The organism is Klebsiella sp. I138, from assembly GCF_051131765.1.
In the GTDB taxonomy this organism is placed as follows: domain Bacteria; phylum Pseudomonadota; class Gammaproteobacteria; order Enterobacterales; family Enterobacteriaceae; genus Klebsiella.
Window position 1 is genome coordinate 3,201,019 of record NZ_CP180447.1, and the last position, 24,452, is coordinate 3,225,470.

A 24,452-nucleotide genomic window follows, 5' to 3' on the forward strand; every position below is an offset into this window, starting at 1 on the left:
CCCTGCGGGGAAACACGCTAGACCGTAAAGCCGAGCATCATACCGGTGTCTTCATGTTCCAGCAGATGGCAGTGCGCCATATAAGCATGCGCTTTCGACGCCTCGTGATCGAACTTCACCAGCACTTCGCTGACGCCCCCTTCAACCCGCACGGTATCTTTCCAGCCTGAACGATGCGCGGCAGGCGCTGCGCCATTCTCCGACAGAATACGGAACTGGGTACCGTGGATATGGAACGGGTGCAACATCATGTCGCCTTTGCCAGAAATCACCCAGCGCTCATATTGCCCTTTCGCCGCGGCAAACATCGGGAGATTCATATCAAAGGCTTTGCCATTGATCCGGTTAGCATTATGGAAATCAAAACCGTCGGCGCCGTGGTTCATCTGCCCCATGCTGCCGTGGTTCATGCCTCCCATATCGCCATGATTCATCTGGCCCTTGTTGTCCATATTGCCCATCATGCCGTGCCCCATATTGCCGTGCCCCATCATGCCGCCGTGGTTCATGCCGGACATCGCCTGGTCACCATATTTTTGCACCAGCGCCTGCATTCCCATCATATCCAGCATCGGATCCATCGACAGCTGGAGCGTACGCTGAGTCAGCCCTTCCAGCGACGGCAGCGCAGGCATGTTGACCAGGGTATCCAGCAGCTTGCCGGATGCCTGGATAGTCAGCGGTTGGATGCGCAATACCGGCTGGGGTTTGTCGAACGGCGCTATTGCCATCCCCATCTGGCTCACCGGCAAGGTAACCAGGTCGAAGGCTTTACCGTCGTGGATATCCACCAGGACTTCAAAACGCTCCCCCATTAATACCGGCAGTTCGGTGACCTTCACGGGTTCAGCAAGCAATCCGCCGTCGCTGGCAATAACGTACATCGGTCGGTTATCACTGGTGGCGAAATTCAGCGAACGAGCGTTGCACCCGTTGAGTAACCGCAAGCGCAGCCAGCCGCGCGGCGCAGCATGCTCAGGGTAGAGAGCGCCGTTTGCCAGCAAGGTATCGCCAAACCAGCCCACGGCGGCGCTCATCATGTCGAGCTGATAATCGATCTCTCCGCCGGCGGTGAAGCGTTTATCTTGCACAATCACCGGTACGTCATCGATCCCCCACTGTTTCGGTAGCAGCAGTTGCTCGCTTTCTTCATCCGATATCAGCACCAGACCCGCCAGCCCCATCGCGACCTGGCGACCGGTTTTCCCGTGTTGATGCGGATGGAACCAGCAGGTTGCCGCCCGCTGGGTCGGGGTCAAATTCACGCTACGGGAGGCGCCTGGCGCAATAATGCCCTGCGGCCCGCCGTCGACCTCCCCTGGAACCTCAAGGCCGTGCCAGTGTACGGTCGTCTCTTCTGCCAGGCGGTTATGAATGTCCACGGTCACCGCCTCCCCTTTTTTGAGCTTCAGCGCAGGGCCCAGCAGATTTCCGTTATAGCCCCAGGTCGTCGCCTGGTGTGGACCAAACTGTGTTTTTCCGGCCTGGATGGTTAACGTGATGCGATTACGCGCGTCGGCGGTCAGAAGATCGGGCACCGGCAGAGCCGGACGGCTGGCGGCAAAAACCGAACGGCTCCAGAGCGGTAGCGCGCTGAATACGCCGGCCGCAGCGGTTAATTTGATGAATTCACGACGTTGCATTTTCACATCCTTTTTATTCTGCTGGTGAACATTTAAGCTTAAACCTTCCACCAACCGGAAGGTCAAGCAGAAGAGTAAGAATAAAGCTCTGCGCAGTGTAAAGAAGTATGCTAACGTTGAGCGTCAGTGATTCAATGGTAAAGAAAATGAAGACGCTTTTCAGAACAATAGTGCTCGGAAGCCTGCTTGCTCTATCCGCCAATAGCTATGCGTTAAGCGAGTCCGAAGCGGAAGATATGGCTGATTTAACGGCGGTATTTGTCTTTCTGAAAAACGACTGCGGCTACCAGAATCTACCCAATACCCAAATTCGCCGCGCGCTGGTCTTTTTTGCTCAACAGAACCAATGGGATCTGAGCAACTATGACAGCTTCAATATGAAGGCGCTCGGTGAAGACAGCTACCGCGATCTCAGCGGCATCAAAATCCCCACGACGAAAAAATGCAAGGCGCTGGCCCGCGATTCGCTGAGCCTGCTCGCGTATGTGAAATAAATTGCCCGTGGAGTCTGGCGTCATGCCGATATGCTCGCAGACGCCAGGGTCTGTTTTGGCGAAATCATCAGATATACATAGACAGAATGAATATTTGCTGTTGTGAAATTACCTTTCCGACGCGCGCAAGAGCGGACTAATTATTTATTTCCAGACTACGTCATCCGTTGCCTCCCCGCAAAAAATATTATTTATAATAACCTTCCCACGTAAATATATAAAATAACATTCATTTAATAACAAACAAATTATTCATAATAACGATGAATATACAACCTCTGTCTACTCCACTTATAAATCACGGTAAGTTAACCGAATCACTATCAATACCCCTCCATATTACCCAAACACCAATAAAAACATAATTACGCCACATTTAAAAAACAACGAGTCTTTATTGCAATCTCATTTTTAGCACGCTAACATCCCCCAATAATAAATCCCGTCAACACCTATTTATCAGTGGAATATAACTTTGAACATATCTCAACTCATCCAAATAGCACCTCTGACTTTTATATTATTGACTGGCTGTAATACAAACCAGTCCCAACACCCCACCAGAGTTGTAAAGCCTTCATCCGATACAACATTAAACCAACCCCAGCCCCAACGGCAAAAAATCGAACCAGAGCAAAAGCAGATTGATTCCTGTAGCAAAGCGTTAGCATCGCTGAAAGAAGTTAATCCTAAGCAGGCGGCAAAGCTCGGGAATAACTTCAATGCGCTAATCAGCGCGGCATCGCAGTATAACTCCGTACGCAATAATGTTGCTGAACCCACCAGACAAGGGATTGACTCAATGTATCAGTTCAGGTCAATCAAACTGTGTGCTGACATTGAAAAAGAGCTCATAGATAGCCTTGTCAAACGCGGTGAAAATATTCCACTATGAATCGACTAACTGCCACCAATCTCAACGTGTTCACGCTGGCGATTGTTCTCATGCTGGCATCGTTTTTATTGCCTGCTGCCTATGCAGAAAAAGATATGCCAGTTGATATCGTTACGGGTTCCGATAATGATAATCCCGGACCTGCCTTTCTTAATTTTGCTAAGCAGCAACAGGAAAATAAAAATAACTCCACCACCGACTCCGTGGAGCGTAAAAATCATGAAGGGAAAAATAATAATACGAGAACCACTAATAATACGACACATCAGAAAACAAAAAACACGTCACAGCAGAATGTAGCCATAGCCCAGAAAGATAAAATAATCCGTCAACTCCAGAAGCAGCTTGCGGCCAGGCCAACTGAGGCAGCATCTGTATCTGAAAACCAAAAAGAGCTTACGGATAAAATCAGGCAACTGCAGGGTAAATTAGATTCCGCGTTAATAGCAAATCAGCAGCTAATAATAAAAGAGAATGCCGCGGCCAATGATAAAAAACAGAGCAGCGTTAAGCTTGACACCACTGAAAATAAAATTAAGCAACAGTCGATAGCACTGGCGGCAGTTGAGTCGGAAAAACAAAAGCTTGAGACTTTGCTGGCCGAGGCCACAGCGGAAAAACAGGCGCAGATAAAGACACTCTCTACCATCACGGCAGAGCAACAAGAGTTGACGCTAAAACTAACGGCAGAGGCCAAAGCAAGAGAGGTACTCACCGAGAAGCTCACAAGTACCTCTGCGCAGACACAAACGCTTAGCGAAAAACTCAGCACCGCAACAGCAGCACAGCAGACGCTAACGGCACAGCTCAGCACGGCCGCTGCGGAAAAAATAGAGTTGTCGGGTAGGCTCGCGGCCGCGGAGTTAGAAACGCAGGCTCTCACGACAAAACTTGATGCCTTTATGATTAACAAAAAACAGTTAGCGCAAGAGGATGAAGCTTTTCGGCTTCAGGCAGATAAAGACAAAGCGCTACTGCAAGCCAAAACGGATGAGCTTAACCAGCTAAAGACCGAGCTGGCAAACAACAAACCGGAGACAAAAAAAGCGGATATAGACCTCACGCAGAAGCCGCAGCAGCAGGCCTACGCTCTGGGTGTCTCGATGGGCGATGGTGCGCTGAAAATCCTGGCCATGCGGGATACCCAGGGCATGAAAATCAATCAAGATGCGGTACTGCAAGGCTTCAACGATTCTTTCTCTGGGACGTTCGCTCTTGATGCAAATACCCGTAATGAAGCGCTGCTTGATGCGACAAAAGAAGTCTCTCGCATTCAAGATCAGGTCGAACAGCAAAATATTCGCGCAGGAAAAGACTATCAGCAAAAATTCGCGAAAGAAAAAGGGGTCGTGTTTAAAAACGGTATCTACAGCCGGGTAGATTATGCCGGGAGCGGTAAGATTCTCGGCAACGATATCGTCACGGTCACGATCAAAGAAACGCTCATCGATGGCACCGTCATTAAAGACATGGAAGCAGAGGGAAAAGTCTGGTCACAGGCTTTAAATGCCTATCCCCCTTCGCTCCTCGACCCTATTAAACGTCTGGAAAACCATGGCACGGTGACCATCGTGCTCCCCTCCGATTTCGCCTATGGTAGCGAGGGTGTTCCGCCAAAAATCCCGCCCGGCGCCACGATGGTGTATACGGTAAGAATCGTCGATATTACTGCCGAAAAGCCAAAAGCCAACAAGCCCTGAACCTGACGCCTCCTGATAACGGAGGCGTTTTTTTAATGGGGAACGCTTCCCGCCTCCACTGCTGAAATATCAACCGTGCATCATCATCTATAGTTGGCTATGATGTTGCGCTCGTTTTTTTCGAATGTAACGGATGTTCACAATGGAGGAATCCGCCCGTGGCTGATAACAATCTGTGGCATGAAACACTGCACGACCATTTTGGTCAGTATTTCGCAGTGGATAACGTGCTGTATCACGAAAAGACCGATCACCAGGATTTGATCATTTTTGAGAACGCCGCCTTTGGCCGCGTGATGGCGCTGGACGGTGTGGTACAAACCACCGAGCGCGATGAGTTTATCTATCATGAGATGATGACCCACGTTCCGCTGATGGCGCACGGCCGGGCAAAACATGTGTTAATCATTGGCGGCGGTGATGGCGCAATGCTACGTGAAGTGTCTCGCCACAGCACCGTCGAAACCATCACCATGGTCGAAATCGACGCTGGCGTGGTCTCATTCTGCCGCCAGTATCTGCCAAATCACAACGCGGGAGCCTATGACGATCCGCGCTTTACGCTGGTGATTGACGACGGCGTCAATTTTGTTAACCAGACGACGCAAACGTTTGACGTGATTATCTCCGACTGTACGGACCCTGTCGGTCCCGGCGAGAGCCTGTTCACGTCAGCCTTTTATGAAGGCTGTAAGCGCTGTCTGAACCCTGGTGGAATTTTTGTCGCTCAGAACGGCGTGTGCTTCCTGCAGCAGGACGAAGCCATCGACAGCCACCGCAAGCTCGGTCACTATTTCAGCGATGTCAGCTTTTATCAGGCCGCGATTCCAACCTATTATGGCGGCATTATGACTTTCGCGTGGGCGACCGATAATGATGCTCTGCGCCACCTGTCCAATGAAATTATCCAGGCGCGCTTTCACAAAGCTAACCTGAAGTGTCGGTATTACAATCCGGCTATTCACAAGGCGGCATTCGCCCTACCGCAATATTTACAGGATGCGCTGTCCGCCAGCGATCTTTAGTAAGGGGGTGAGCTAAATTGAAAAAATTGAAGCTGCATGGCTTTAACAACCTGACCAAAAGCCTGAGTTTTTGTATTTACGATATCTGCTATGCCAAAACGGCAGAGGAGCGCGATGGCTACATCGCCTATATCGATGAACTCTATAACGCCAACCGCCTGACCGAGATTTTGTCAGAGACCTGCTCGATAATCGGCGCTAACATTCTGAACATTGCCCGTCAGGATTATGAGCCTCAGGGCGCCAGCGTGACCATTCTGGTCAGTGAAGAACCCGTTGACCCGCAGCTTATCGATCAGACCGAACACCCGGGCCCGCTTCCGGAAGCCGTCGTCGCCCATCTCGACAAAAGCCATATTTGCGTTCATACCTACCCGGAAAGTCACCCGGAGGGTGGGCTGTGCACCTTCCGGGCCGATATCGAAGTCTCCACCTGCGGGGTTATTTCACCGCTTAACGCGCTGAATTATCTTATTCACCAGCTGGAGTCTGATATCGTCACCATTGACTATCGCGTTCGTGGATTTACCCGTGATATCAATGGAATGAAGCATTTTATTGACCATGAGATTAACTCCATACAGAACTTTATGTCCGAGGACATCAAATCGCTGTATGACATGGTGGACGTCAACGTCTATCAGGAGAATATCTTCCACACCAAGATGTTACTCAAAGAGTTCGATCTGAAGCACTACATGTTCCACACCAAACCAGAAGATCTCAGCGCAGAAGAGCGCAAGACCATTACCGATCTGCTGTGGAAAGAGATGCGCGAAATTTACTACGCCAGAAATATCCCTGCCATCTGAGTGTCTGACAGCGCCTGCGGGCGCTGTTACTCAGGCTGGACCAGTTTGAGGGTAACGTTTCGTTCTTTGAGAATGCTCTGTACCGCCTGCGGCAGGTTCACATCGGTCACCACTTCGCTAAAATCGACCAGCGGCGCCACGGTAAATAACGAATGTGCGCCATACTTGCTGCTGTCGGCCAGCAGTATTTTGCGCTGCGCGTTGGCGATAATTTCCTGTTTGAGTCCTGCTTTCTCTTCCGTCGGAGTCGTCACGCCGGTTTCTGCGCTCCAGGAGTTACAGCTCATAAACGCAATATCAGGGAAAACGCTGCGCAGCATTTTACGGCCATACTCGCCGATGCAAGACTGGCTGCTGTCGTCAATTCGTCCGCCGACAATGGTCACTTCAATTTGTCTGAATTCAGATAAAAACAGCGCAATGTGCAAATCAACGGTAATCACCCGTAACGGTAGATGCGTTAAGCACTTTGCCAGCTCAAGCATGGTCGTCCCGGCGTCCAGAACCACCGCATCCCCCGGGCGCACCAAAGAAGCGGCATAGCGGGCGATCGCCCTTTTCTCGGCGGGCGATCGCAGCTGCTTTTCATTGGTGGTAGGCTGCACAGGTTCAAAGCGGCGTAACGCTACGCCGCCGTGGCTGCGGCTGATAACGCCCTGCTCGTCCAGCTTGATCAAATCACGTCGGATAGTGGCCGGAGAAGCATCTACCGCCTCAACCAGTTCCTCTACCGTAACCAGCGTATGGTTTTTCAGATACGCCACTATTTTATCCAGACGGGGTTGTCCTTTCATAACAGGGAATTACGCCAGTTGCATTGCCAGTTTTATCGATATAGCCATGCTCTCAGATTTTGCTTTTCCCGTCCAGGCGATATCAAAAGCGGTCCCGTGATCGGCAGACGTCCGGATAAACGGCAGGCCGGCAGTCATATTCACACCATCATAGAAACCTAATAATTTCAATGGAATGTGTCCCTGATCGTGGTACATGGCGACCACCATATCGTACTGTCCTTCATAAGCCTGAAGAAAGACCGTATCCGGGGGGCAAGGGCCGTAAACCGCGATCCCTTTGGCCTCCATATGGGCAATGGCCGGCGCCAGAAACCGGCTTTCTTCATCGCCAAACAGGCCATTCTCACCCGCATGCGGATTGACTCCGGCGACGGCGATTCTGGGTTTCGCATAGCCGACGCGCCGGAGAAAAGTATCAGCAATCCCGATAACGGTTTCGACACGGGGCGTGTTCAGCGTATCCAGGAAAGTACGCAGGGCGATATGCGTGGACACGTGGATAACTTTCAGCTTTTCCGTGAACAGCACCATCGCATAATCACGGCTGTCGGTCAGCGTCGCCAGCAGCTCGGTATGCCCGGGATAGTTGTGCCCGGCGAGATGCAAGGCTTCTTTGTTCAGAGGTGCCGTGGCAATCGCCTGAACGTCACCTTTCAGTGCCAGCTCCGTCGCCCGCTTGACGCAGCGATAGGCCAAATCGCCCGCCTGCGCCTGAACTTTACCCGGTTTCAGCGCCTGCGGGTCCGCCAGCGGCTCATCAATCACATGGATAACGCCGGGCGTAAAGCAAGCGGCGGCCACCTCGTCGACAGGACGAAACTCAACACCCGCGGCCAGGCCTTTTTCCTGCAGTCGCTTCAGGGTTTGCAGACACCCCACCACCACCACCGGCGCACCGTTCAGTTCATCTTCCGTGAGGGCTTTAACAATAATCTCAGGCCCAATCCCCGCAGGGTCGCCCATCGTGATTGCAACAGTCTTAATGCCCACTATACATCTCCTCAATATAATAAAGCGCATCACACAGCGTGCTGTCTGAACCAAATCCCCCTGCCTTCGTGATCACCGGCAAATCATCCAGTTCACTGTTGATAAATGTGCCGCAAGGAATGCAGGGAGCAACCTCGCTTTGGATCCGGTACCCCTCGGCGCCCAGCGCACTGGCAACCGCAGTAGCGATATCGCCGCCGGTCAGAAACAGGCCGCCGACTCGCGCCTGCCCCAGGATCTGCAATGTGATCTCCCCGATCCGTTGGCTGAGTAACTCTCCCAGCTGCTGGCGGTTCATGCCGGCCGTCTTACACAAATTATCAATAAGCTGTCTGTCCTGCGCACTCCGACTGGTGCGTAAGATCGTGTGGTGCTGGCGACTGAGCTGCGCGCAGGCTTGTTCTGCTACCGAAGATATTTCCAGCGCATATGAAGAAGAGATCAGTCGGGATGCATCAATATCCACCACCTCTGCTCGCCCTTCGCAAAGCGCGCGCTCCACCTGCCGGCGCGTGGCCTCGCTCATTGAGCCTGCCACCACAAGCACGGGCAGTGCCTGCTGCTCTTGCATAAAGAGGCTGACCGGTAAGGCATTTGCAAGACCCGCCGCCCCCACCATCAGCGGAAGCCGCTCTTGTTCACAGAGTGCCTGGGCGATAAGCATCAGATCGCGCTCCTCAACGGCATCAACGACCACCATGCACTCACCATCGGTGGCCCAGGCGCTCAGGACAGCGCTGAGTCGTCCGCGCCGGAGAGAATCAAGATGCACTTCGTGAACAGGGAGGCTACTTTGTCGCGCAATCAGCTCAGCAATTCGCGAAGAGGTAACCGGCGTTTTCGGATCGCTGGCAAACTCGGTCTCCAGAAGCGAAACCCCGTTGACCAGGCACTGGCCATTCTGCGTCGTACGCCCGGCGGAAGGGATAGCCGCGGCAATCACCGCCATACGGCTACCGCTGGCTTGCATCGCCGCAACTATCTCAGCCCCTACGTTGCCACGAAAGGTAGAGTCAATTTTTTTATACACCACCGGAGCTCCTGCTGCCTCACACCAGGGAGCCAGTGCACGACGCACGGTCTCTGCGGCCTGCTCTGCGCAAGCCGCCCGGCTTTCGGTGTTGATGATGAGTACATCCGCGCGGCGAGAAGGCTTCTGTGTTGCACTCAGCATCACTTCCGTTCGAGCGCCTTTTTTTGCCAGCTGCACTCCGGTATCGTTAGATCCCGTGAAATCATCGGCGATAACAATCATTTTCATGCGCTTTTTTCCTCTGAAAGCCGACGAGCCTGTCGCTTCGCAACCCAGGACGTCAGGATCGGGGTCAGAATTGCGGTCGTGATAACCGAGGCGGCTATCAGCGGGGCTGCGGCGGCGGCGACGGATGCCAGAGAAGGATCGGCCTGCGCAATCGCCAACGGCGTCGCAACCGCATTCCCTGCCGTGCTGGAGGCGGCGGCACCCGCAATCCCACTTCCGCCCACCAGCCGATCGGCACGAATATTAAAAAAGCCGCCGATAAAAGTGGTCAGCACACCGAGGAGAATTCCCGCCAGCCCGCCCTGAAGCAACATTTCCAGATTGATACCAGCCCCGAGAGCAAAAGCAAAAAACGGTATGAGGAGCGGCCCGCCTTTGGTCAGGAAGTCGCGCATGTGGATATCAAGATTGCCAAGGATCATGCCGACAACCAGAGGGATCAGCACCGCAACAAGCGCCATGATCGGGATGTTAGCCATGCCGGCTGCCCCCAGCGCAATCATGGTGAAAAAAGGGCCATCATTCAGCGACAAAATGGAGATAGCACCGACATCACGTTCATTGCCAAACTCTCCCACCAGCGCCGCATAAAGCCCGCCGTTGGAATTGCTCATCGCAGCAATAATCGCCACGCCGCTTAAACCAAAGATCCCCTCGGCGCCAAAAAGATGTTCAACGCCCAGCCCCAGCGCGATAGCGATCAGCAGCTTCGTCAGCGTGATCGTGCCACCTTGTAACAACGCCTGAGGGGCAGCTTTGACGCTAATTCCCGCCCCCATACACAGCAAAAATGCGCCAATCAACGGTGCCGCGCCATTTTTAAACAGCGCAGTCGTAAATCCTCCGACCTCCAGCGCATGAGGTGCAAACGTATTTATGACCGCACCGATAACCAGTGGCACAACCATCATGCCACCGGGTACTCGCTCTATTGCCTTTTTGATGTTCATATCGTGCCGCCTGTCATCAGCGTGATTAAATAAAATCATGTTGATTATATTCAATCACAACGATGTCACAACCACACGGGATCACAGTTTTAAAATGATTATATAAAATCAATTAATCATTTATGGCAAAAAAAAGCCGGGAGTTCTGCTCCCGGCGTGATTGTATTAAGGGGGTTACGCTTTGCTGACAAAATCACGGTACGCGGCCACCACCTGTAAAAAATCCTCGACACCGCACAGAGAGAGGCTTTCTTCGTCGTAGTAGCTCATGCCCTCTTCGATTTCATCGCCTGAAATCTCCAGCTGGTTAGCGCGAATCATCACCTCTTCGCCATCCAGCCATAGCGTGTATTCATGCCCGGCACGTTGCCAGGAACGCTCGCTGCCTTTTACGGTACGCGCGGCCTGTTCCACTTCATCCAGCAGGGCGAGGTTATCTTTCACCTCTTCATTAAACCAGTGCCCCACCACCTCGTGGCCCATCGACATTCGCACCTTTACCACTCCGGTAATATCGCGCAGAAATTCGTAATCCATAGTGTCTTCCTCTGCAAGGGCAATGCGTCACCGCTACATTGTACCCATAGGGTAATTATCGCAGCACCCGGGCAGAAAAAAAGTGGAGCAGATAGAGCTACAGCAAATAAAAGCGCCTCAGCCATTTAACCGGTCGTCTAAGCATCAACTCCCGAGCATTATTCCACCATCTATCGCCAGATGCTGTCCGGTAATAAAGGTGTTTTGCATCAGGAACAAATAGGCTTCGGCCAGCTCATCAATGGTCGCGGTACGACCCAGCGGGATTGAGCGGGCAAAACGCTGTTGCGTCGCCGCCAGCTGTTCGGCGGGCATATCGCGCCAGAACGGGGTAATGGTCCAGGTGGGCGAAACGGCGTTAACCCGCGCGCGCGCAGACAGCTCTACCGCCAGTCCCTCCACCAGCGCATTAATACCCAAATTGCCGACGTAGCTGGCACAGGCATTCTGCGCCCGCCCGCCGGTACCGGAAGTGAAAACCAGGCTGCCGCCGGGATTGAGCTTCATCGCCGCCAGTTGGCCAATTTTCACATTGGTGAAAAATTTCGACTCCATCACATGGCGAATCGTGGCCATTGACGCCGACAGAAAACCGCCGCCCATAACATCACCAACCATCGACACAAGGTGATCAACGTTAGGCAGTCCGGCAAAGAGCGCCTCCAGCGCCTCATGATCGTGAGCATCCGCGGCATAGGTATTAACCGTCGTACCCGCTGACTCCAGCGTCTTTTTCGCCTCAACAAGACGTCTAGTATCACGTCCTATCACAATCAGATTAGCGCCGGCCTCCGCCGCCAGCTGTGCAACGCGAAAACCAATCCCCGAACTGCCGCCGATAATGGCCACGGTCTGATGCTGTAACGAACCCATATCTCTCTCCTTCCTGTCAGATATCTTGCACAGCGCGAATTGAGGATCTGTCGATGTACTGAGACGCTCTTATACTGCGCGATAAGAAAGAGGTTAAAGAATCGCCTGACGGCAGTAATAGACATTTGGTGCGCTTAATGCAGCAAAAAAAAAGCCACTCCGAAGAGTGGCTTTGAGCAGCAAGATTCGTTTATACCGCGGTCTGGAAAATCACGCCATCAGCTTTATCAGTGTACTGTTCAAGCTGGTTGAAGTTCAGGTAGCGATAGGTATCCGCTGCGGTTTTATCAACCTGGGCGACGAAGGTCTGGTACTCTTCCGGCGTCGGCAGTTTGCCAAGCAAGGAAGCGACCGCCGCCAGCTCAGCAGAAGCCAGATAGACGTTAGCGCCGGTCCCTAAACGGTTCGGGAAGTTACGGGTTGAAGTGGAAACCACCGTCGCACCGTCAGCCACGCGCGCCTGGTTGCCCATACACAGGGAACAGCCAGGGATTTCGATACGCGCACCGCTCTTACCAAACACGCTGTAGTAACCTTCTTCCGTCAGCTGCGCCGCATCCATACGGGTTGGCGGAGCTACCCACAGACGAGTCGGCAGCTGGCCCTTGTGGCTGTCCAGCAGTTTACCTGCCGCGCGGAAGTGTCCGATGTTGGTCATGCAGGAACCGATAAAGACTTCATCAATCTTCTCGCCCTGCACGTCGGACAGCAGACGCGCATCGTCCGGATCGTTCGGCGCACACAGAATAGGCTCTTTGATGTCAGCCAGATCGATGTCGATCACTGCGGCATATTCTGCATCGCTATCAGCTTCCAGCAGCTGCGGATCTGCCAGCCATTTTTCCATACCCTGGATACGTCGCTCCAGCGTACGACGATCGCCGTAGCCTTCTGCGATCATCCACTTCAGCAGGACGATGTTAGAGTTCAGATACTCAACGATCGGCTCCTGATTCAGCTTAATGGTACAGCCGGCAGCAGAACGCTCTGCGGAAGCATCGGTCAGCTCAAACGCCTGCTCAACTTTCAGATCCGGCAGACCTTCGATTTCCAGGATGCGGCCAGAGAAGATGTTTTTCTTTCCTTTCTTCTCAACGGTCAGCAGCCCTTGTCTGATCGCGTACAGCGGGATCGCATGGACCAGATCGCGCAGGGTGATCCCAGGCTGCATCTTGCCTTTGAAGCGAACCAGTACCGATTCCGGCATATCCAGCGGCATGACGCCGGTCGCGGCGGCAAAGGCTACCAGGCCAGAACCCGCCGGGAAGGAGATACCAATCGGGAAACGAGTATGGGAGTCACCACCGGTACCGACGGTATCCGGCAACAGCATACGGTTCAGCCAGGAGTGGATAACGCCATCACCCGGACGCAGGGAAACACCGCCGCGGTTCATGATGAAATCTGGCAGCGTGTGGTGCGTGGTAACGTCAACCGGCTTCGGATAGGCCGCAGTGTGGCAGAAGGACTGCATCACCAGGTCTGCAGAGAAGCCGAGGCACGCCAGGTCTTTCAGTTCATCACGGGTCATCGGACCGGTGGTGTCCTGAGAACCGACGGAGGTCATCTTCGGTTCGCAGTAAGCGCCCGGACGAATACCGGCTACGCCACAGGCGCGGCCAACCATTTTCTGTGCCAGCGAGTAGCCACGGCTACTTTCGGCAACGTCTTTCGCATGACGGAAAACGTCACTGTGCGGCAGACCCAGCGCTTCGCGAGCACGAGTCGTCAAGCCACGGCCGATAATCAGCGGAATACGGCCACCGGCGCGTACTTCATCAACCAGCACGTCGGTTTTCAGCTCGAAGTTTGCCAGCAGTTCGTTGGTTTCGTGGTTACGCACTTCGCCTTTGAACGGGTAAACGTCAATCACGTCGCCCATGTTCAGGTCATTAACGTCAACCTCAATCGGCAGCGCGCCCGCATCTTCCATGGTATTGAAGAAGATAGGTGCAATTTTGCCGCCCAGGCACAGACCGCCGCCGCGCTTGTTCGGCACGTTCGGGATATCGTCGCCCATAAACCACAGCACCGAGTTGGTGGCGGATTTACGCGAAGAGCCGGTACCGACCACGTCACCGACGTAGGCCAGCGGGAAACCTTTTTGCTGAAGCGCTTCAATTTGCTTGATCGGGCCAACGGAACCCGGCTGATCCGGCTCAATACCTTCACGGGCGTTTTTCAGCATCGCCAGCGCGTGCAGCGGGATATCCGGGCGGGACCAGGCATCCGGTGCCGGAGAGAGGTCATCGGTGTTGGTTTCACCGGTCACTTTGAAAACGGTAACGGTGATCTTTTCTGCCAGCTGCGGACGGTTCAGGAACCACTCGGCTTCGGCCCAGGAGTGCATCACCTGCTTCGCGTATTCATTCCCTGCTTTCGCCTTTTCTTCTACATCGTAGAAGTTATCGAACATCAGCAGCGTATGGGAGAGCGCTTTCGCCGCAATCGGCGCCAGTCTGGCATCGTCCAACGCATCAATCAGCGGATGAATGTTGTAACCGCCCTGCATGGTGCCCAGCAGTTCAACGGCTTTTTCAGGGGTAACCAGTGGGGAGGTCGCTTCGCCTTTGGCGACAGCGGCAAGGAATCCGGCTTTAACATAGGCGGCTTCGTCGACGCCCGGCGGTACACGGTTGATTAACAGGTCTAACAGGAATTCTTCTTCACCCGCAGGCGGGTTTTTCAGCAGTTCTACCAGCGCGGCCATTTGGGTTGCATCTAAGGGTTTGGCAACAATCCCAAGGGCGGCACGCTCAGCTACGTGCTTACGGTATTCTTCTAGCACGACGGTTCTCCTCGCTCTCATTGTAAAATGCGGTAGGCGATTCTCTTCACGCTCCTGTGAGACAGCAGTTTGTAGGGTAAATGCCCGATACCGCGTCGGCAGCATAGCAGGATTTTGGCAAGGTGTTAATCTGTTTACAAAAAAGCAACATTAAAATTTAGCTGAATCGTTAAGGGCAGGATTTTACAGGCTTTACTTACATTTCCCGGGATATAAATTTAATTCTGTTACAGATAACTGACCAGGATCCCAACAATCATCAAAAACCAAAAATAGACCTGCTTATACTCCGTCACGAGCGCTATTTTCGGCGATACTCAGTGGAAACGCGCCAAATTATTGCGCCGGGAGCTAACATGATACGACCTTTGAAACCCCATATGATTGCACTGATTTGCAGTGCAGGGTTATTAGCCGCCTCTGGCACCCTGTATGTCAAAAGCCGTGCCGCTGAAACACCGCCCGCGCCTGTCGCCCAACCTGCCGCGCCTGCCGCCGTGCAGACTCCCGCTCCGGCAGCTCAGCCAGCAGCGGCCACTTACACTTCGGCGCAAATCGATCAGTGGGTCGCGCCCGTCGCCCTTTATCCGGATAACCTGCTGTCGCAGGTGTTAATGGCGTCGACCTACCCGAGCAACGTATTGCAGGCCGTACAGTGGTCACAGGATAACCCAACGATGCAGGGCGATGCTGCCGTGCAAGCTGTGGCGAACCAGCCGTGGGACCCCAGCGTGAAATCCCTGGTTGCCTTCCCGGCGCTGCTGTCGCTGATGGGCGAATATCCGCAGTGGGTTCAGGACCTGGGCAATGCGTTTCTCGCTCAGCCACAGGATGTGATGAATTCGGTACAGAAACTGCGTGCAATCGCCCAGCAAACCGGGACGCTGAAATCGTCGCCGCAGCAGAAAGTGACGACCACCCAAATAACGCCGCCACCGGCAACGGCAACCACAAAAACCAGCACCACCACCGTGGTTGAGCCTGCGCCCACGACACAAATCATCAAGATTGAATCTACCGATCCAAACGTCGTGTATGTGCCGACCTACAACCCCAATACGGTTTATGGCACCTGGCCGAACACGGCTTACCCGCCGGTCTATTTACCGCCAACGCCGGGTGAGCAGTTCACCAACAGCTTCGTCAACGGTCTCGGCTTCAGCCTGGGTGTCGCAACCACCTATGCACTGTTTAGCAGTATCGACTGGGATGACGACTATCACCATCACGACGATGACTGGAATCACGGCGGCTACCACGGCGGCGGGAACAACAATATCAATATCGACGTCAATAACTTCAACCATTTCAACAACCAGCGATTTGACGGCAAAAATACCAACTGGCAGCACAACCCGTCGTTTCGCAATAACGTGCCATACCCGAACAATAACGTGGCGCAGCGTTTCCACCAGACCAATGTTCCCGGAGGTCTCAGTGCCACGCAGCGTACCCCGGCGAACCTGACCAATCAGCGTCAGGCGGCGCTCGACCAGTTCCAGCACAGCACTCATAACGGCGCGGCAAAAGGGCTGACCGCGGGCGGCGTGGCGGCAGCAGGCGGTAACAGGGATTCCCAGCGTCAGGTGGCCTCGCAGCAGCTCAATAAGATCACCCAGCGCAGCAACTACCGTGGTTACGACACCCCGGAAAACCGCACCGCGGCGAAACAGAAACTGCAAAAACCGGCGGCACAGCAACAGCGGCGTGAAAATGCGAAGTCGCATGTCCAGAACCCAACGGCGCAGCAGCAACAACATCGCGAAACGGCGAAATCACAGGTTCAGCAGCACCGGACCAACGCCACGCCGCAGCAGCGCCAGCAGAAAGTACAGAATGTCCGTTCGAATGCGTTCAGCGGTAACGACAGCCGGTCGCCGTCGTGGGAGGCCCAGCGCCAGCGAGGTACGCAGAGCCGAAATTCGGCGCACCTCAACAATAATCAGCGTTCGGCGGTGCAACAGCACGCGGGCCAACATCGCGAACTGCGTCATCGCTAAGGAGCGGTCATGAAAAAAGTCCTGATTTCTGGCTGGTTGGCACTGTTTGCCTTCCCCGCTTTTGCCCAACAACATTTTGCCACTCCGGAGAAAGCCGCCGTCGCGCTGGCGGACGCCATTTCGACGCAAAACGAGACGGCGCTCAACGATTTGCTCGGGGAGGACTGGCGTCAGTACCTGCCGCAGCGAGAGGCCGATCCGGAAGCCGTCGCCCGTTTTCTGCGTGACTGGAAAGTCGGCCATAAGATTGTCGAGCAGGGTGACACGGCGCACCTGAACGTAGGTCGTGAAGAGTGGCAGCTGCCGCTGCCGATTCTGAAAACCGCCGAGGGCTGGCACTTCGATATGGCACAGGCTGAGGATGAGATCCACACGCGTGAAATCGGCCGTAACGAGCTGTCGGCGATCCAGGCAATGCATGCCTACGTTGACGCACAAAATGAGTATTACCAGCACTTCCAGACCTACGCCAAAAAGCTGTTCAGTCGCACGGGGGCGAAAGACGGCCTGTACTGGCCAACTCAGCCCGGCGAAGAGCCGAGCCCACTTGGGCCCGCCTTCAGCCCTGCCGAGCCCGGCGAAGGCTATCACGGCTACCATTTCCGCATCATTCACGACGATGACAAGCAGGCGGTTGCCCTGCTGGCATGGCCCGTTGAATGGGGTGAAACCGGTGTAATGAGCTTTATGGTTGATCAGAACGATCGCGTCTATCAGGCTAATTTAGGTGAGGAGACGGAGACACTCGCTCAGGCGATTACCCGGTTTGCACCGGATGAAAAATGGCAGGCTATCGAGCAATAACCCTATGCCCGGCGCATCTTCCACTCGCCGGGCATCCTTCTTATCTGACAATAATTAGCCTTGATGCGGCATCAGCTGTGGATAGCCGCTGAATGCCGGCTTGCTGCTGCTTAAGGCCGCTTCATCATTATGAATACTGCCAGAGTTTGCTGCCCACACGCCTTCCGACGTTTTGCTGATCGCCTGATGCTGTGAATTCAGGTTCTGCCCCATATTGGCAATATGCGTATTTTCCGTCCCACCGCTGTTATCGGCCCAGGGAATGGAAGGATCGGCGGCGCAGGCCAGGCCGGAGACCATCGTCGCGGCTAACAGCGCTGTTGTTAAAAAGAGTTTCATGACACACCTCACTGTATAATTAACTGCCTATAAGTTTAGTTGGCAATTATTTCGAAAGTATCTATAAGGTGTGCCGATTTATTAATGCAGACATAGTTTTAAACATCAGGCATAAAAAAAGCGGCTCTCAGAGCCGCTTATGCATTTTGCCGGAAAGAAAAACTTACTTTTTCTTCGCTTTCGCGTTCGGCAGGTCGGTGATGCTACCTTCGAAGACTTCTGCCGCCAGGCCAACGGACTCGTGCAGAGTCGGGTGCGCGTGGATAGTCAGAGCGATATCTTCTGCATCACAGCCCATTTCGATAGCCAGACCGATTTCACCCAGCAGCTCGCCGCCGTTGGTGCCGACAATCGCGCCGCCGATAACACGGTGGGTCTCTTTGTCGAAGATCAGTTTGGTCATACCGTCAGCGCAATCAGAAGCGATAGCACGGCCGGACGCTGCCCACGGGAAGGTGGCAGTTTCGTAGCTGATGCCTTTCTCTTTCGCTTCTTTCTCGGTCAGGCCAACCCAGGCAACTTCTGGCTCGGTGTAGGCGATTGACGGAATAACTTTCGGGTCGAAGTAGTGTTTCAGACCAGAGATAACTTCTGCGGCAACGTGGCCTTCGTGAACACCTTTGTGCGCCAGCATCGGCTGACCCACGATATCGCCGATAGCGAAGATGTGCGGCACGTTGGTACGCAGCTGCTTGTCAACACGGATAAAGCCGCGCTCGTCAACTTCAACACCCGCTTTGCCGGCGTCGAGGTTTTTACCGTTCGGTACGCGGCCGATAGCGACCAGCACTGCGTCATAACGCTGTGCTTCAGCCGGGGCTTTTTTGCCTTCCATGGAAACGTAGATACCGTCTTCTTTTGCTTCAACGGCGGTCACTTTGGTTTCCAGCATCAGGTTGAATTTCTTGCTGATGCGTTTGGTGAAGACTTTTACCACGTCTTTGTCGGCTGCCGGGATAACCTGGTCGAACATTTCAACCACGTCGATCTCTGAACCCAGCGCATGGTACACGGTACCCATTTCCAGACCGATGATACCGCCACCCATTACCAGCAGGCGTTTTGGTACGGTTTTCAGTTCCAGGGCGTCGGTGGAATCCCATACGCGTGGATCTTCATGCGGAATGAATGGCAGTTCGATCGGACGGGAACCCGCCGCGATGATCGCATTGTCGAAGTTAATCACGGTTTTGCCGTTTTCACCTTCCACTTCCAGGGTGTTAGCGCCGGTGAATTTACCCAGACCGTTAACCACCTTCACTTTACGGCCTTTGGCCATGCCGGCCAGACCACCGGTCAGTTGGGTGATAACTTTTTCTTTCCAGGTACGAATCTTGTCGATATCGGTTTTCGGTTCGCCGAAGACGATACCGTGTTCAGCCAATGCTTTGGCTTCTTCGATAACTTTTGCAACGTGCAGCAGTGCTTTAGAAGGGATACAGCCGACGTTCAGACAAACACCGCCGAGGGTGCTGTAACGTTCTACGATGACGGTCTCCAGACCTAAATCCGCGCAACGGAAAGCAGCAGAGTAGCCTGCCGGGCCCGCCCCAAGTACCACGACCTGAGTTTTAATTTCAGTACTCATCATGACCTCTTAATTATTTCCGGCGGTCCAGGGTACTCTTGTCGCCCATATCCACCGGGACGTTCTATCCGCGTTTATATTACAAAATTGTTAACAATTTTGAAACAACAAACGGCAAACGATTTTATCCTTTGTTGCTGATAACCCCGAAACGAAGACAAGGTTACCAGAAAAAAGCCGGCCGTCAGGCCGGCTTTTCGCTTACATCACCAGGCGGCGAATATCGCTCAACATGTTGTTGATGATGGTGATAAAGCGCGCACCATCAGCACCATCGATCACGCGGTGGTCGAAGGACAGAGAGATTGGCATCATCAGACGCGGAACAAACTCTTTGCCATTCCACACCGGCTCCATCGCGGATTTAGAAACCCCGAGGATAGCCACTTCCGGCGCGTTTACAATCGGTGCGAAGTGGGTTGTACCCAGGCCACCGATGCTGGAGATGGTAAAGCAACCGCCCTGCATTTCGCCCGCGGTCAACTTACCGTCACGCGCTTTCTTAGAGATAACGGTCAGCTCACGAGACAGCTCGGTAATGCTCTTCTTGTTCACGTCCTTAAAGACCGGAACAACCAGACCATTCGGCGTATCTACCGCAACACCGATGTTGATGTATTTCTTCAGCGTCAGACGCTGTGCATCTTCGGACAGTGAGCTGTTAAAGCGCGGCATCTGCTCAAGCGCAGCGGCAACGGCTTTCATGATGAAGACAACCGGGGTGAATTTCACGTCCAGTTTGCGCTTCTCAGCTTCAGCATTCTGCTGCTTACGGAAGGCTTCCAGATCGGTGATATCGGTTTTATCGAAGTGCGTAACGTGCGGGATCATCACCCAGTTACGGCTCAGGTTAGCACCAGAGATTTTCTGGATACGGCCCAGTTCCACTTCTTCCACTTCACCAAACTTGCTGAAGTCCACTTTCGGCCACGGCAGCATACCCGGGATACCGCCACCGGTGGCAGCAGCAGGTGCCGCTTCAGCGCGTTTAACCGCGTCTTTCACGTAAGCCTGAACGTCTTCGCGCAGGATGCGGCCTTTACGACCAGAACCTTTCACTTTCGCCAGGTTAACGCCAAATTCGCGCGCCAGGCGACGAATCAGCGGAGTCGCGTGAACGTAAGCATCGTTTTCAGCGAACTCAGATTTGCCTTCTGCTTTTGCTGCCGGTGCCGCCGCTTTTGCCGCCGGGGCAGGTGCAGCAGCCGGTGCCGGAGCAGCCGCCTGAGCCGGAGCCGCAGCAGGTGCGGCGCCTTCGACTTCGAAGACCATAATCAGAGAGCCGGTAGATACTTTATCGCCGGTGCTGATTTTGATTTCTTTTACGGTACCTGCGAACGGTGCTGGGACTTCCATGGAAGCCTTGTCACCTTCAACGGTGATCAGTGACTGCTCAGCGGCAACTTTGTCGCCCACTTTCACCATCACTTCGGTCACTTCAACTTCGTCACCGCCGATGTCCGGTACGTTAACGTCTTTCGCGCCGCCAGCAGCCGCTGGTGCACTGGCCGCCGGAGCTGCTGCCTGCGCAGGAGCTGCCGGAGCAGCAGCGCCAGCCACTTCGAAGACCATAATCAGCGAACCGGTAGACACTTTGTCGCCGGTGGTAATTTTAATTTCTTTCACGGTACCCGCGAACGGAGCCGGGACTTCCATAGACGCTTTGTCGCCTTCTACGGTAATCAGGGACTGTTCAGCCGCAACGGTATCGCCCACTTTAACCATGATCTCGGTGACTTCAACTTCGTCGCCGCCGATATCCGGTACATGAACGTCTTTCGCCGCCGCAGCAGCAGGTGCCGCCGGTGCCGCTTCTTTCTTCTCATCTGCCTTGGCAGGTGCAGCATCAGCTGCACCGTCGGCGGAATCGAAAATCATGATCAGTTTGCCAGTCTCGGTTTTGTCGCCGACAGAGACTTTAATCTCTTTTACGACGCCAGCCTGCGGAGACGGGACTTCCATAGAGGCTTTGTCGCCTTCTACGATGATCAGCGACTGTTCAGCTTCAACTTTGTCGCCAACTTTGACCAGGATCTCGGTGATTTCAACTTCATCTGCCCCGATATCCGGTACGTTGATTTCGATAGCCATTATTCTTTTACCTCTTACGCCAGACGCGGGTTAACTTTTTCTGCATCGATGTTGAATTTAGTAATTGCATCCGCAACCACTTTCTTATCGATTTCACCACGTTTAGCCAGTTCGCCCAGCGCCGCTACAACCACATAGGAAGCATCAACTTCGAAGTGGTGACGCAGGTTCTCACGGCTGTCAGAGCGACCAAAACCATCAGTACCCAGTACACGGTAATCATCAGCCGGTACGTAAGTACGGACCTGCTCGGCAAACAGTTTCATATAGTCAGTTGATGCTACAGCCGGTGCGTCGTTCATCACCTGAGCGATGTACGGTACACGCGGAGTTTCCAGCGGGTGCAGCATGTTCCAACGTTCGCAGTCCTGGCCATCACGCGCCAGTTCAGTGAAGGAAGTTACGCTGTAAACGTCAGAACCTACGCCGTAGTCATTCGCCAGGATCTGTGCTGCTTCACGAACGTGACGCAGGATAGAACCGGAGCCCAGCAGCTGAACTTTACCTTTGCTACCTGCAACGGTTTCGAGTTTGTAGATACCTTTACGAATACCGTCCTCGACACCTGCTGGCATAGCCGGCATGTGGTAGTTTTCGTTCAGCGTGGTGATGTAGTAGTAAACGTTCTCTTGCTTCTCACCGTACATACGCTCCAGACCATCGTGCATGATGACCGCAACTTCATACGCGTAAGACGGATCGTAAGAGATACAGTTCGGGATAGTCAGAGACTGAATATGGCTGTGGCCATCTTCGTGCTGTAGACCTTCACCGTTCAATGTTGTACGACCGGAAGTACCACCGACCAGGAAGCCGCGAGCCTGCTGATCGCCAGCCTGCCAGCACAGGTCACCGATACGCTGGAAACCGAACATTGAGTAGTAGATGTAGAACGGGATCATCGGCAGGTTGTTGGTGCTGTAAGACGTTGCCGCCGCCAGCCAGGATGCGCCTGCGCCCAGTTCGTTGATGCCTTCCTGCAGGATCTGACCTTTTTCGTCTTCTTTGTAGTAAGCAACCTGCTCACGGTCCTGCGGGGTGTACTGCTGGCCGTTCGGGCTGTAGATACCAATCTGACGGAACAGACCTTCCATACCGAAAGTACGCGCTTCATCAGCGATGATCGGTACCAGGCGGTCTTTGATAGACTTGTTCTTCAGCATGACGTTCAGCGCACGCACGAAGGCGATCGTGGTAGAAATTTCTTTGTTCTGCTCTTCCAGCAGCGGGCCGAAATCTTCCAGAGTCGGCAGTTCCAGCTTCTCAGAGAAGTTAGGCTGACGGCTCGGCAGGTAGCCGTGCAGTTTCTGACGCTGGGCGTGCAGATAGGTATGCTCTTCCGAGCCTTCCGGGAAGGTGACGTACGGCAGTTTTTCGATATCAGCATCAGCAACCGGTACATTGAAACGATCGCGGACGTAGCGAACGCCGTCCATGTTCATTTTCTTCACCTGGTGAGCGATGTTTTTACCTTCAGCGGTATCGCCCATGCCATACCCTTTAATGGTATGGGCCAGGATGACGGTCGCTTTGCCTTTGGTATCCTGCGCTTTTTTCAGTGCAGCAAAGACTTTCTTCGGATCGTGACCACCGCGGTTCAGGGCCCAGATCTGCTCGTCAGTCCAGTCGGCAACCAGCGCTGCGGTTTCCGGATATTTACCGAAGAAGTGCTCGCGAACGTATGCACCATCTTTGGATTTAAAGGTCTGGTAGTCGCCGTCAACGGTTTCGTTCATCAGCTGGATCAGCTTGCCGCTGGTGTCTTTACGCAGCAGCTCATCCCAACGACCGCCCCAGATAACCTTGATAACGTTCCAGCCAGCACCTGCGAAGATACCTTCCAGCTCGTTAATGATTTTGCCGTTACCGGTGACCGGGCCGTCCAGACGCTGCAGGTTGCAGTTGATGACGAAGACCAGGTTATCCAGTTTTTCACGGGTCGCGATGGTGATCGCGCCTTTAGATTCCGGCTCATCCATCTCGCCGTCGCCCAGGAAGGCATAAACGGTTTGTTTAGAGGTATCTTTCAGACCACGGTGTTCCAGATACTTCAGGAATTTAGCCTGATAGATAGCACCAATTGGGCCCAGGCCCATAGAGACGGTCGGGAACTGCCAGAATTCCGGCATCAGTTTCGGGTGCGGATAAGAAGACAGACCGTTGCCGTGAACTTCCTGACGGAAGTTGTTCATCTGCTCTTCGGTCAGACGGCCTTCCAGGAATGCACGTGCATATACGCCCGGGGAGATATGGCCCTGGAAGTAAACCAGGTCGCCGCCATCCTGCTCGTTGCGTGCACGGAAGAAGTGGTTGAAGCACACTTCATAGAACGTTGCGGAGGACTGGAAGGACGCCATGTGGCCACCCAGTTCAAGATCTTTTTTCGATGCGCGCAGAACGGTCATGATGGCGTTCCAACGAATCGCAGAACGAATTCGACGTTCCAGATCCAGATTCCCCGGGTATTCCGGTTCATCTTCAACGGCAATAGTGTTGACGTAACTGCCTGTAGATGTGCCAGCAGCAACCTTCACCCCGCCTTTGCGGGCTTCAGAAAGGAGTTGGTCAATCAGATACTGAGCACGCTCAACACCTTCTTCACGGATGACCGATTCGATCGCCTGTAGCCAGTCGCGAGTTTCGATCGGATCCACGTCATTTGGTAAACGTTCTGACATGGGGGGTATTCCTTATCTATCTAATCGTTGATTAATCTGGAACCTGTCCCATTGCGCTCTTTGTTCTTCATTCTTCCGGCTGTATCTTTGTTGGCTGCGCTTCCTCATCCCTGTCACATAGTTCACTATGCTCCTGGGAATTCGCACGCTTGCCGCCGCGATACCTCCAAAATTATTTTGAACAACT

19 protein-coding genes are annotated in these 24,452 nt (G+C 53.7%); 7 read left to right on the forward strand and 12 right to left on the reverse strand.

Annotation, left to right across the window (positions count from 1 at the left end):
- Positions 1–17: 17 nt before the first annotated feature.
- Positions 18–1,643 (reverse strand): multicopper oxidase CueO, encoded by a 1,626-nt coding sequence (gene cueO, locus ACMYSK_RS14950; RefSeq protein ID WP_434636433.1) that lies wholly within the window; start codon positions 1,641–1,643, stop codon positions 18–20.
- 146 nt (positions 1,644–1,789) lie between these two features.
- Here cueO and ACMYSK_RS14955 point away from each other — a divergent pair, with 146 nt between their 5' ends.
- The 5 genes from ACMYSK_RS14955 to speD all read left to right on the forward strand — a co-directional run bounded on the left by ACMYSK_RS14955 (position 1,790) and on the right by speD (position 6,569).
- Positions 1,790–2,137 (forward strand): YacC family pilotin-like protein, encoded by a 348-nt coding sequence (locus ACMYSK_RS14955; protein ID WP_015585138.1) that lies wholly within the window; start codon positions 1,790–1,792, stop codon positions 2,135–2,137.
- A 475-nt stretch (positions 2,138–2,612) separates the two neighbouring features.
- A complete protein-coding gene (locus ACMYSK_RS14960) occupies positions 2,613–3,032 on the forward strand; it encodes a permease (RefSeq protein WP_434636435.1) in 420 nt (139 codons plus the stop codon).
- Complete coding sequence (locus tag ACMYSK_RS14965; RefSeq protein WP_434636437.1) at positions 3,029–4,732, forward strand: FKBP-type peptidyl-prolyl cis-trans isomerase N-terminal domain-containing protein; 1,704 nt, start codon at positions 3,029–3,031, stop codon at positions 4,730–4,732. The genes ACMYSK_RS14960 and ACMYSK_RS14965 overlap by 4 nt, the downstream gene beginning before the upstream one ends.
- A 158-nt stretch (positions 4,733–4,890) precedes the next feature.
- Entirely contained in the window at positions 4,891–5,757 is an 867-nt protein-coding gene (gene speE, locus ACMYSK_RS14970; RefSeq protein WP_434636438.1) for a polyamine aminopropyltransferase, read from the forward strand.
- Between the two features lie 17 nt (positions 5,758–5,774).
- Positions 5,775–6,569: an adenosylmethionine decarboxylase gene (gene speD, locus ACMYSK_RS14975; protein WP_434636441.1), complete on the forward strand. Its 795-nt coding sequence runs from the start codon at positions 5,775–5,777 to the stop codon at positions 6,567–6,569.
- Between the two features lie 26 nt (positions 6,570–6,595).
- On the opposite strand, the gene ACMYSK_RS14980 is transcribed toward speD, so the two are convergent.
- The 7 genes from ACMYSK_RS14980 to acnB all read right to left on the reverse strand — a co-directional run bounded on the left by ACMYSK_RS14980 (position 6,596) and on the right by acnB (position 14,765).
- On the reverse strand, positions 6,596–7,363 hold the full coding sequence (locus ACMYSK_RS14980) for a DeoR/GlpR family DNA-binding transcription regulator (RefSeq protein WP_434636443.1): 768 nt from the start codon (positions 7,361–7,363) through the stop codon (positions 6,596–6,598).
- 9 nt (positions 7,364–7,372) lie between these two features.
- Positions 7,373–8,356, reverse strand: a complete 984-nt coding sequence (locus ACMYSK_RS14985) for a D-threonate 4-phosphate dehydrogenase (RefSeq protein ID WP_434636445.1) — start codon at positions 8,354–8,356, stop codon at positions 7,373–7,375.
- Complete coding sequence (gene dtnK / locus ACMYSK_RS14990) at positions 8,346–9,617, reverse strand: D-threonate kinase (RefSeq protein ID WP_434636447.1); 1,272 nt, start codon at positions 9,615–9,617, stop codon at positions 8,346–8,348. Before dtnK ends, ACMYSK_RS14985 begins: the two co-directional genes overlap by 11 nt.
- Positions 9,614–10,567, reverse strand: a complete 954-nt coding sequence (locus tag ACMYSK_RS14995) for a 2-keto-3-deoxygluconate permease 1 (protein WP_434636449.1) — start codon at positions 10,565–10,567, stop codon at positions 9,614–9,616. Before ACMYSK_RS14995 ends, dtnK begins: the two co-directional genes overlap by 4 nt.
- A 174-nt stretch (positions 10,568–10,741) precedes the next feature.
- Entirely contained in the window at positions 10,742–11,104 is a 363-nt protein-coding gene (yacL, locus tag ACMYSK_RS15000) for a protein YacL (RefSeq protein WP_434636451.1), read from the reverse strand.
- A 144-nt stretch (positions 11,105–11,248) separates the two neighbouring features.
- Positions 11,249–11,977: an SDR family oxidoreductase gene (locus ACMYSK_RS15005; protein ID WP_434636452.1), complete on the reverse strand. Its 729-nt coding sequence runs from the start codon at positions 11,975–11,977 to the stop codon at positions 11,249–11,251.
- A 190-nt stretch (positions 11,978–12,167) separates the two neighbouring features.
- Positions 12,168–14,765, reverse strand: coding sequence for a bifunctional aconitate hydratase 2/2-methylisocitrate dehydratase (gene acnB / locus ACMYSK_RS15010; RefSeq protein ID WP_434636454.1), 2,598 nt, complete (start codon positions 14,763–14,765; stop codon positions 12,168–12,170).
- Between the two features lie 356 nt (positions 14,766–15,121).
- Here acnB and ACMYSK_RS15015 point away from each other — a divergent pair, with 356 nt between their 5' ends.
- The gene (locus ACMYSK_RS15015; protein WP_434636456.1) at positions 15,122–16,765 is read left to right on the forward strand and encodes a DUF3300 domain-containing protein; all 1,644 of its coding nucleotides are present in this window, start codon (positions 15,122–15,124) and stop codon (positions 16,763–16,765) included.
- Positions 16,766–16,774: 9 nt separating this feature from the next.
- Positions 16,775–17,569 carry a DUF2950 family protein gene (locus ACMYSK_RS15020; RefSeq protein WP_434636458.1) on the forward strand — a complete coding sequence of 265 codons (795 nt, stop codon included), beginning with the start codon at positions 16,775–16,777 and terminating at the stop codon, positions 17,567–17,569.
- Between the two features lie 54 nt (positions 17,570–17,623).
- On the opposite strand, the gene ACMYSK_RS15025 is transcribed toward ACMYSK_RS15020, so the two are convergent.
- The 4 genes from ACMYSK_RS15025 to aceE form a co-directional block, all read right to left on the reverse strand.
- On the reverse strand, positions 17,624–17,908 hold the full coding sequence (locus ACMYSK_RS15025; protein ID WP_434636461.1) for a hypothetical protein: 285 nt from the start codon (positions 17,906–17,908) through the stop codon (positions 17,624–17,626).
- 163 nt (positions 17,909–18,071) lie between these two features.
- Complete coding sequence (gene lpdA, locus ACMYSK_RS15030; RefSeq protein WP_434644145.1) at positions 18,072–19,496, reverse strand: dihydrolipoyl dehydrogenase; 1,425 nt, start codon at positions 19,494–19,496, stop codon at positions 18,072–18,074.
- A 201-nt stretch (positions 19,497–19,697) separates the two neighbouring features.
- Positions 19,698–21,587, reverse strand: coding sequence for a pyruvate dehydrogenase complex dihydrolipoyllysine-residue acetyltransferase (gene aceF, locus ACMYSK_RS15035; protein ID WP_434636463.1), 1,890 nt, complete (start codon positions 21,585–21,587; stop codon positions 19,698–19,700).
- Positions 21,588–21,601: 14 nt separating this feature from the next.
- A complete protein-coding gene (aceE, locus tag ACMYSK_RS15040) occupies positions 21,602–24,265 on the reverse strand; it encodes a pyruvate dehydrogenase (acetyl-transferring), homodimeric type (protein ID WP_434636465.1) in 2,664 nt (887 codons plus the stop codon).
- Between the last annotated feature and the right edge of the window lie 187 nt (positions 24,266–24,452).

Coding starts and splice junctions, on each gene's coding strand:
- aceE (WP_434636465.1), bottom strand. CDS start 24,265: ATGTCAGAACGTTTACCAAATGACGTGGATCCGATCGAAACTCGCGAC.
- ACMYSK_RS14980 (WP_434636443.1), bottom strand. CDS start 7,363: ATGAAAGGACAACCCCGTCTGGATAAAATAGTGGCGTATCTGAAAAAC.
- ACMYSK_RS15020 (WP_434636458.1), top strand. CDS start 16,775: ATGAAAAAAGTCCTGATTTCTGGCTGGTTGGCACTGTTTGCCTTCCCC.
- dtnK (WP_434636447.1), bottom strand. CDS start 9,617: ATGAAAATGATTGTTATCGCCGATGATTTCACGGGATCTAACGATACC.
- yacL (WP_434636451.1), bottom strand. CDS start 11,104: ATGGATTACGAATTTCTGCGCGATATTACCGGAGTGGTAAAGGTGCGA.
- lpdA (WP_434644145.1), bottom strand. CDS start 19,496: ATGAGTACTGAAATTAAAACTCAGGTCGTGGTACTTGGGGCGGGCCCG.
- ACMYSK_RS15025 (WP_434636461.1), bottom strand. CDS start 17,908: ATGAAACTCTTTTTAACAACAGCGCTGTTAGCCGCGACGATGGTCTCC.
- ACMYSK_RS14965 (WP_434636437.1), top strand. CDS start 3,029: ATGAATCGACTAACTGCCACCAATCTCAACGTGTTCACGCTGGCGATT.
- ACMYSK_RS15005 (WP_434636452.1), bottom strand. CDS start 11,977: ATGGGTTCGTTACAGCATCAGACCGTGGCCATTATCGGCGGCAGTTCG.
- cueO (WP_434636433.1), bottom strand. CDS start 1,643: ATGCAACGTCGTGAATTCATCAAATTAACCGCTGCGGCCGGCGTATTC.
- aceF (WP_434636463.1), bottom strand. CDS start 21,587: ATGGCTATCGAAATCAACGTACCGGATATCGGGGCAGATGAAGTTGAA.
- ACMYSK_RS15015 (WP_434636456.1), top strand. CDS start 15,122: ATGATACGACCTTTGAAACCCCATATGATTGCACTGATTTGCAGTGCA.
- ACMYSK_RS14955 (WP_015585138.1), top strand. CDS start 1,790: ATGAAGACGCTTTTCAGAACAATAGTGCTCGGAAGCCTGCTTGCTCTA.
- ACMYSK_RS14995 (WP_434636449.1), bottom strand. CDS start 10,567: ATGAACATCAAAAAGGCAATAGAGCGAGTACCCGGTGGCATGATGGTT.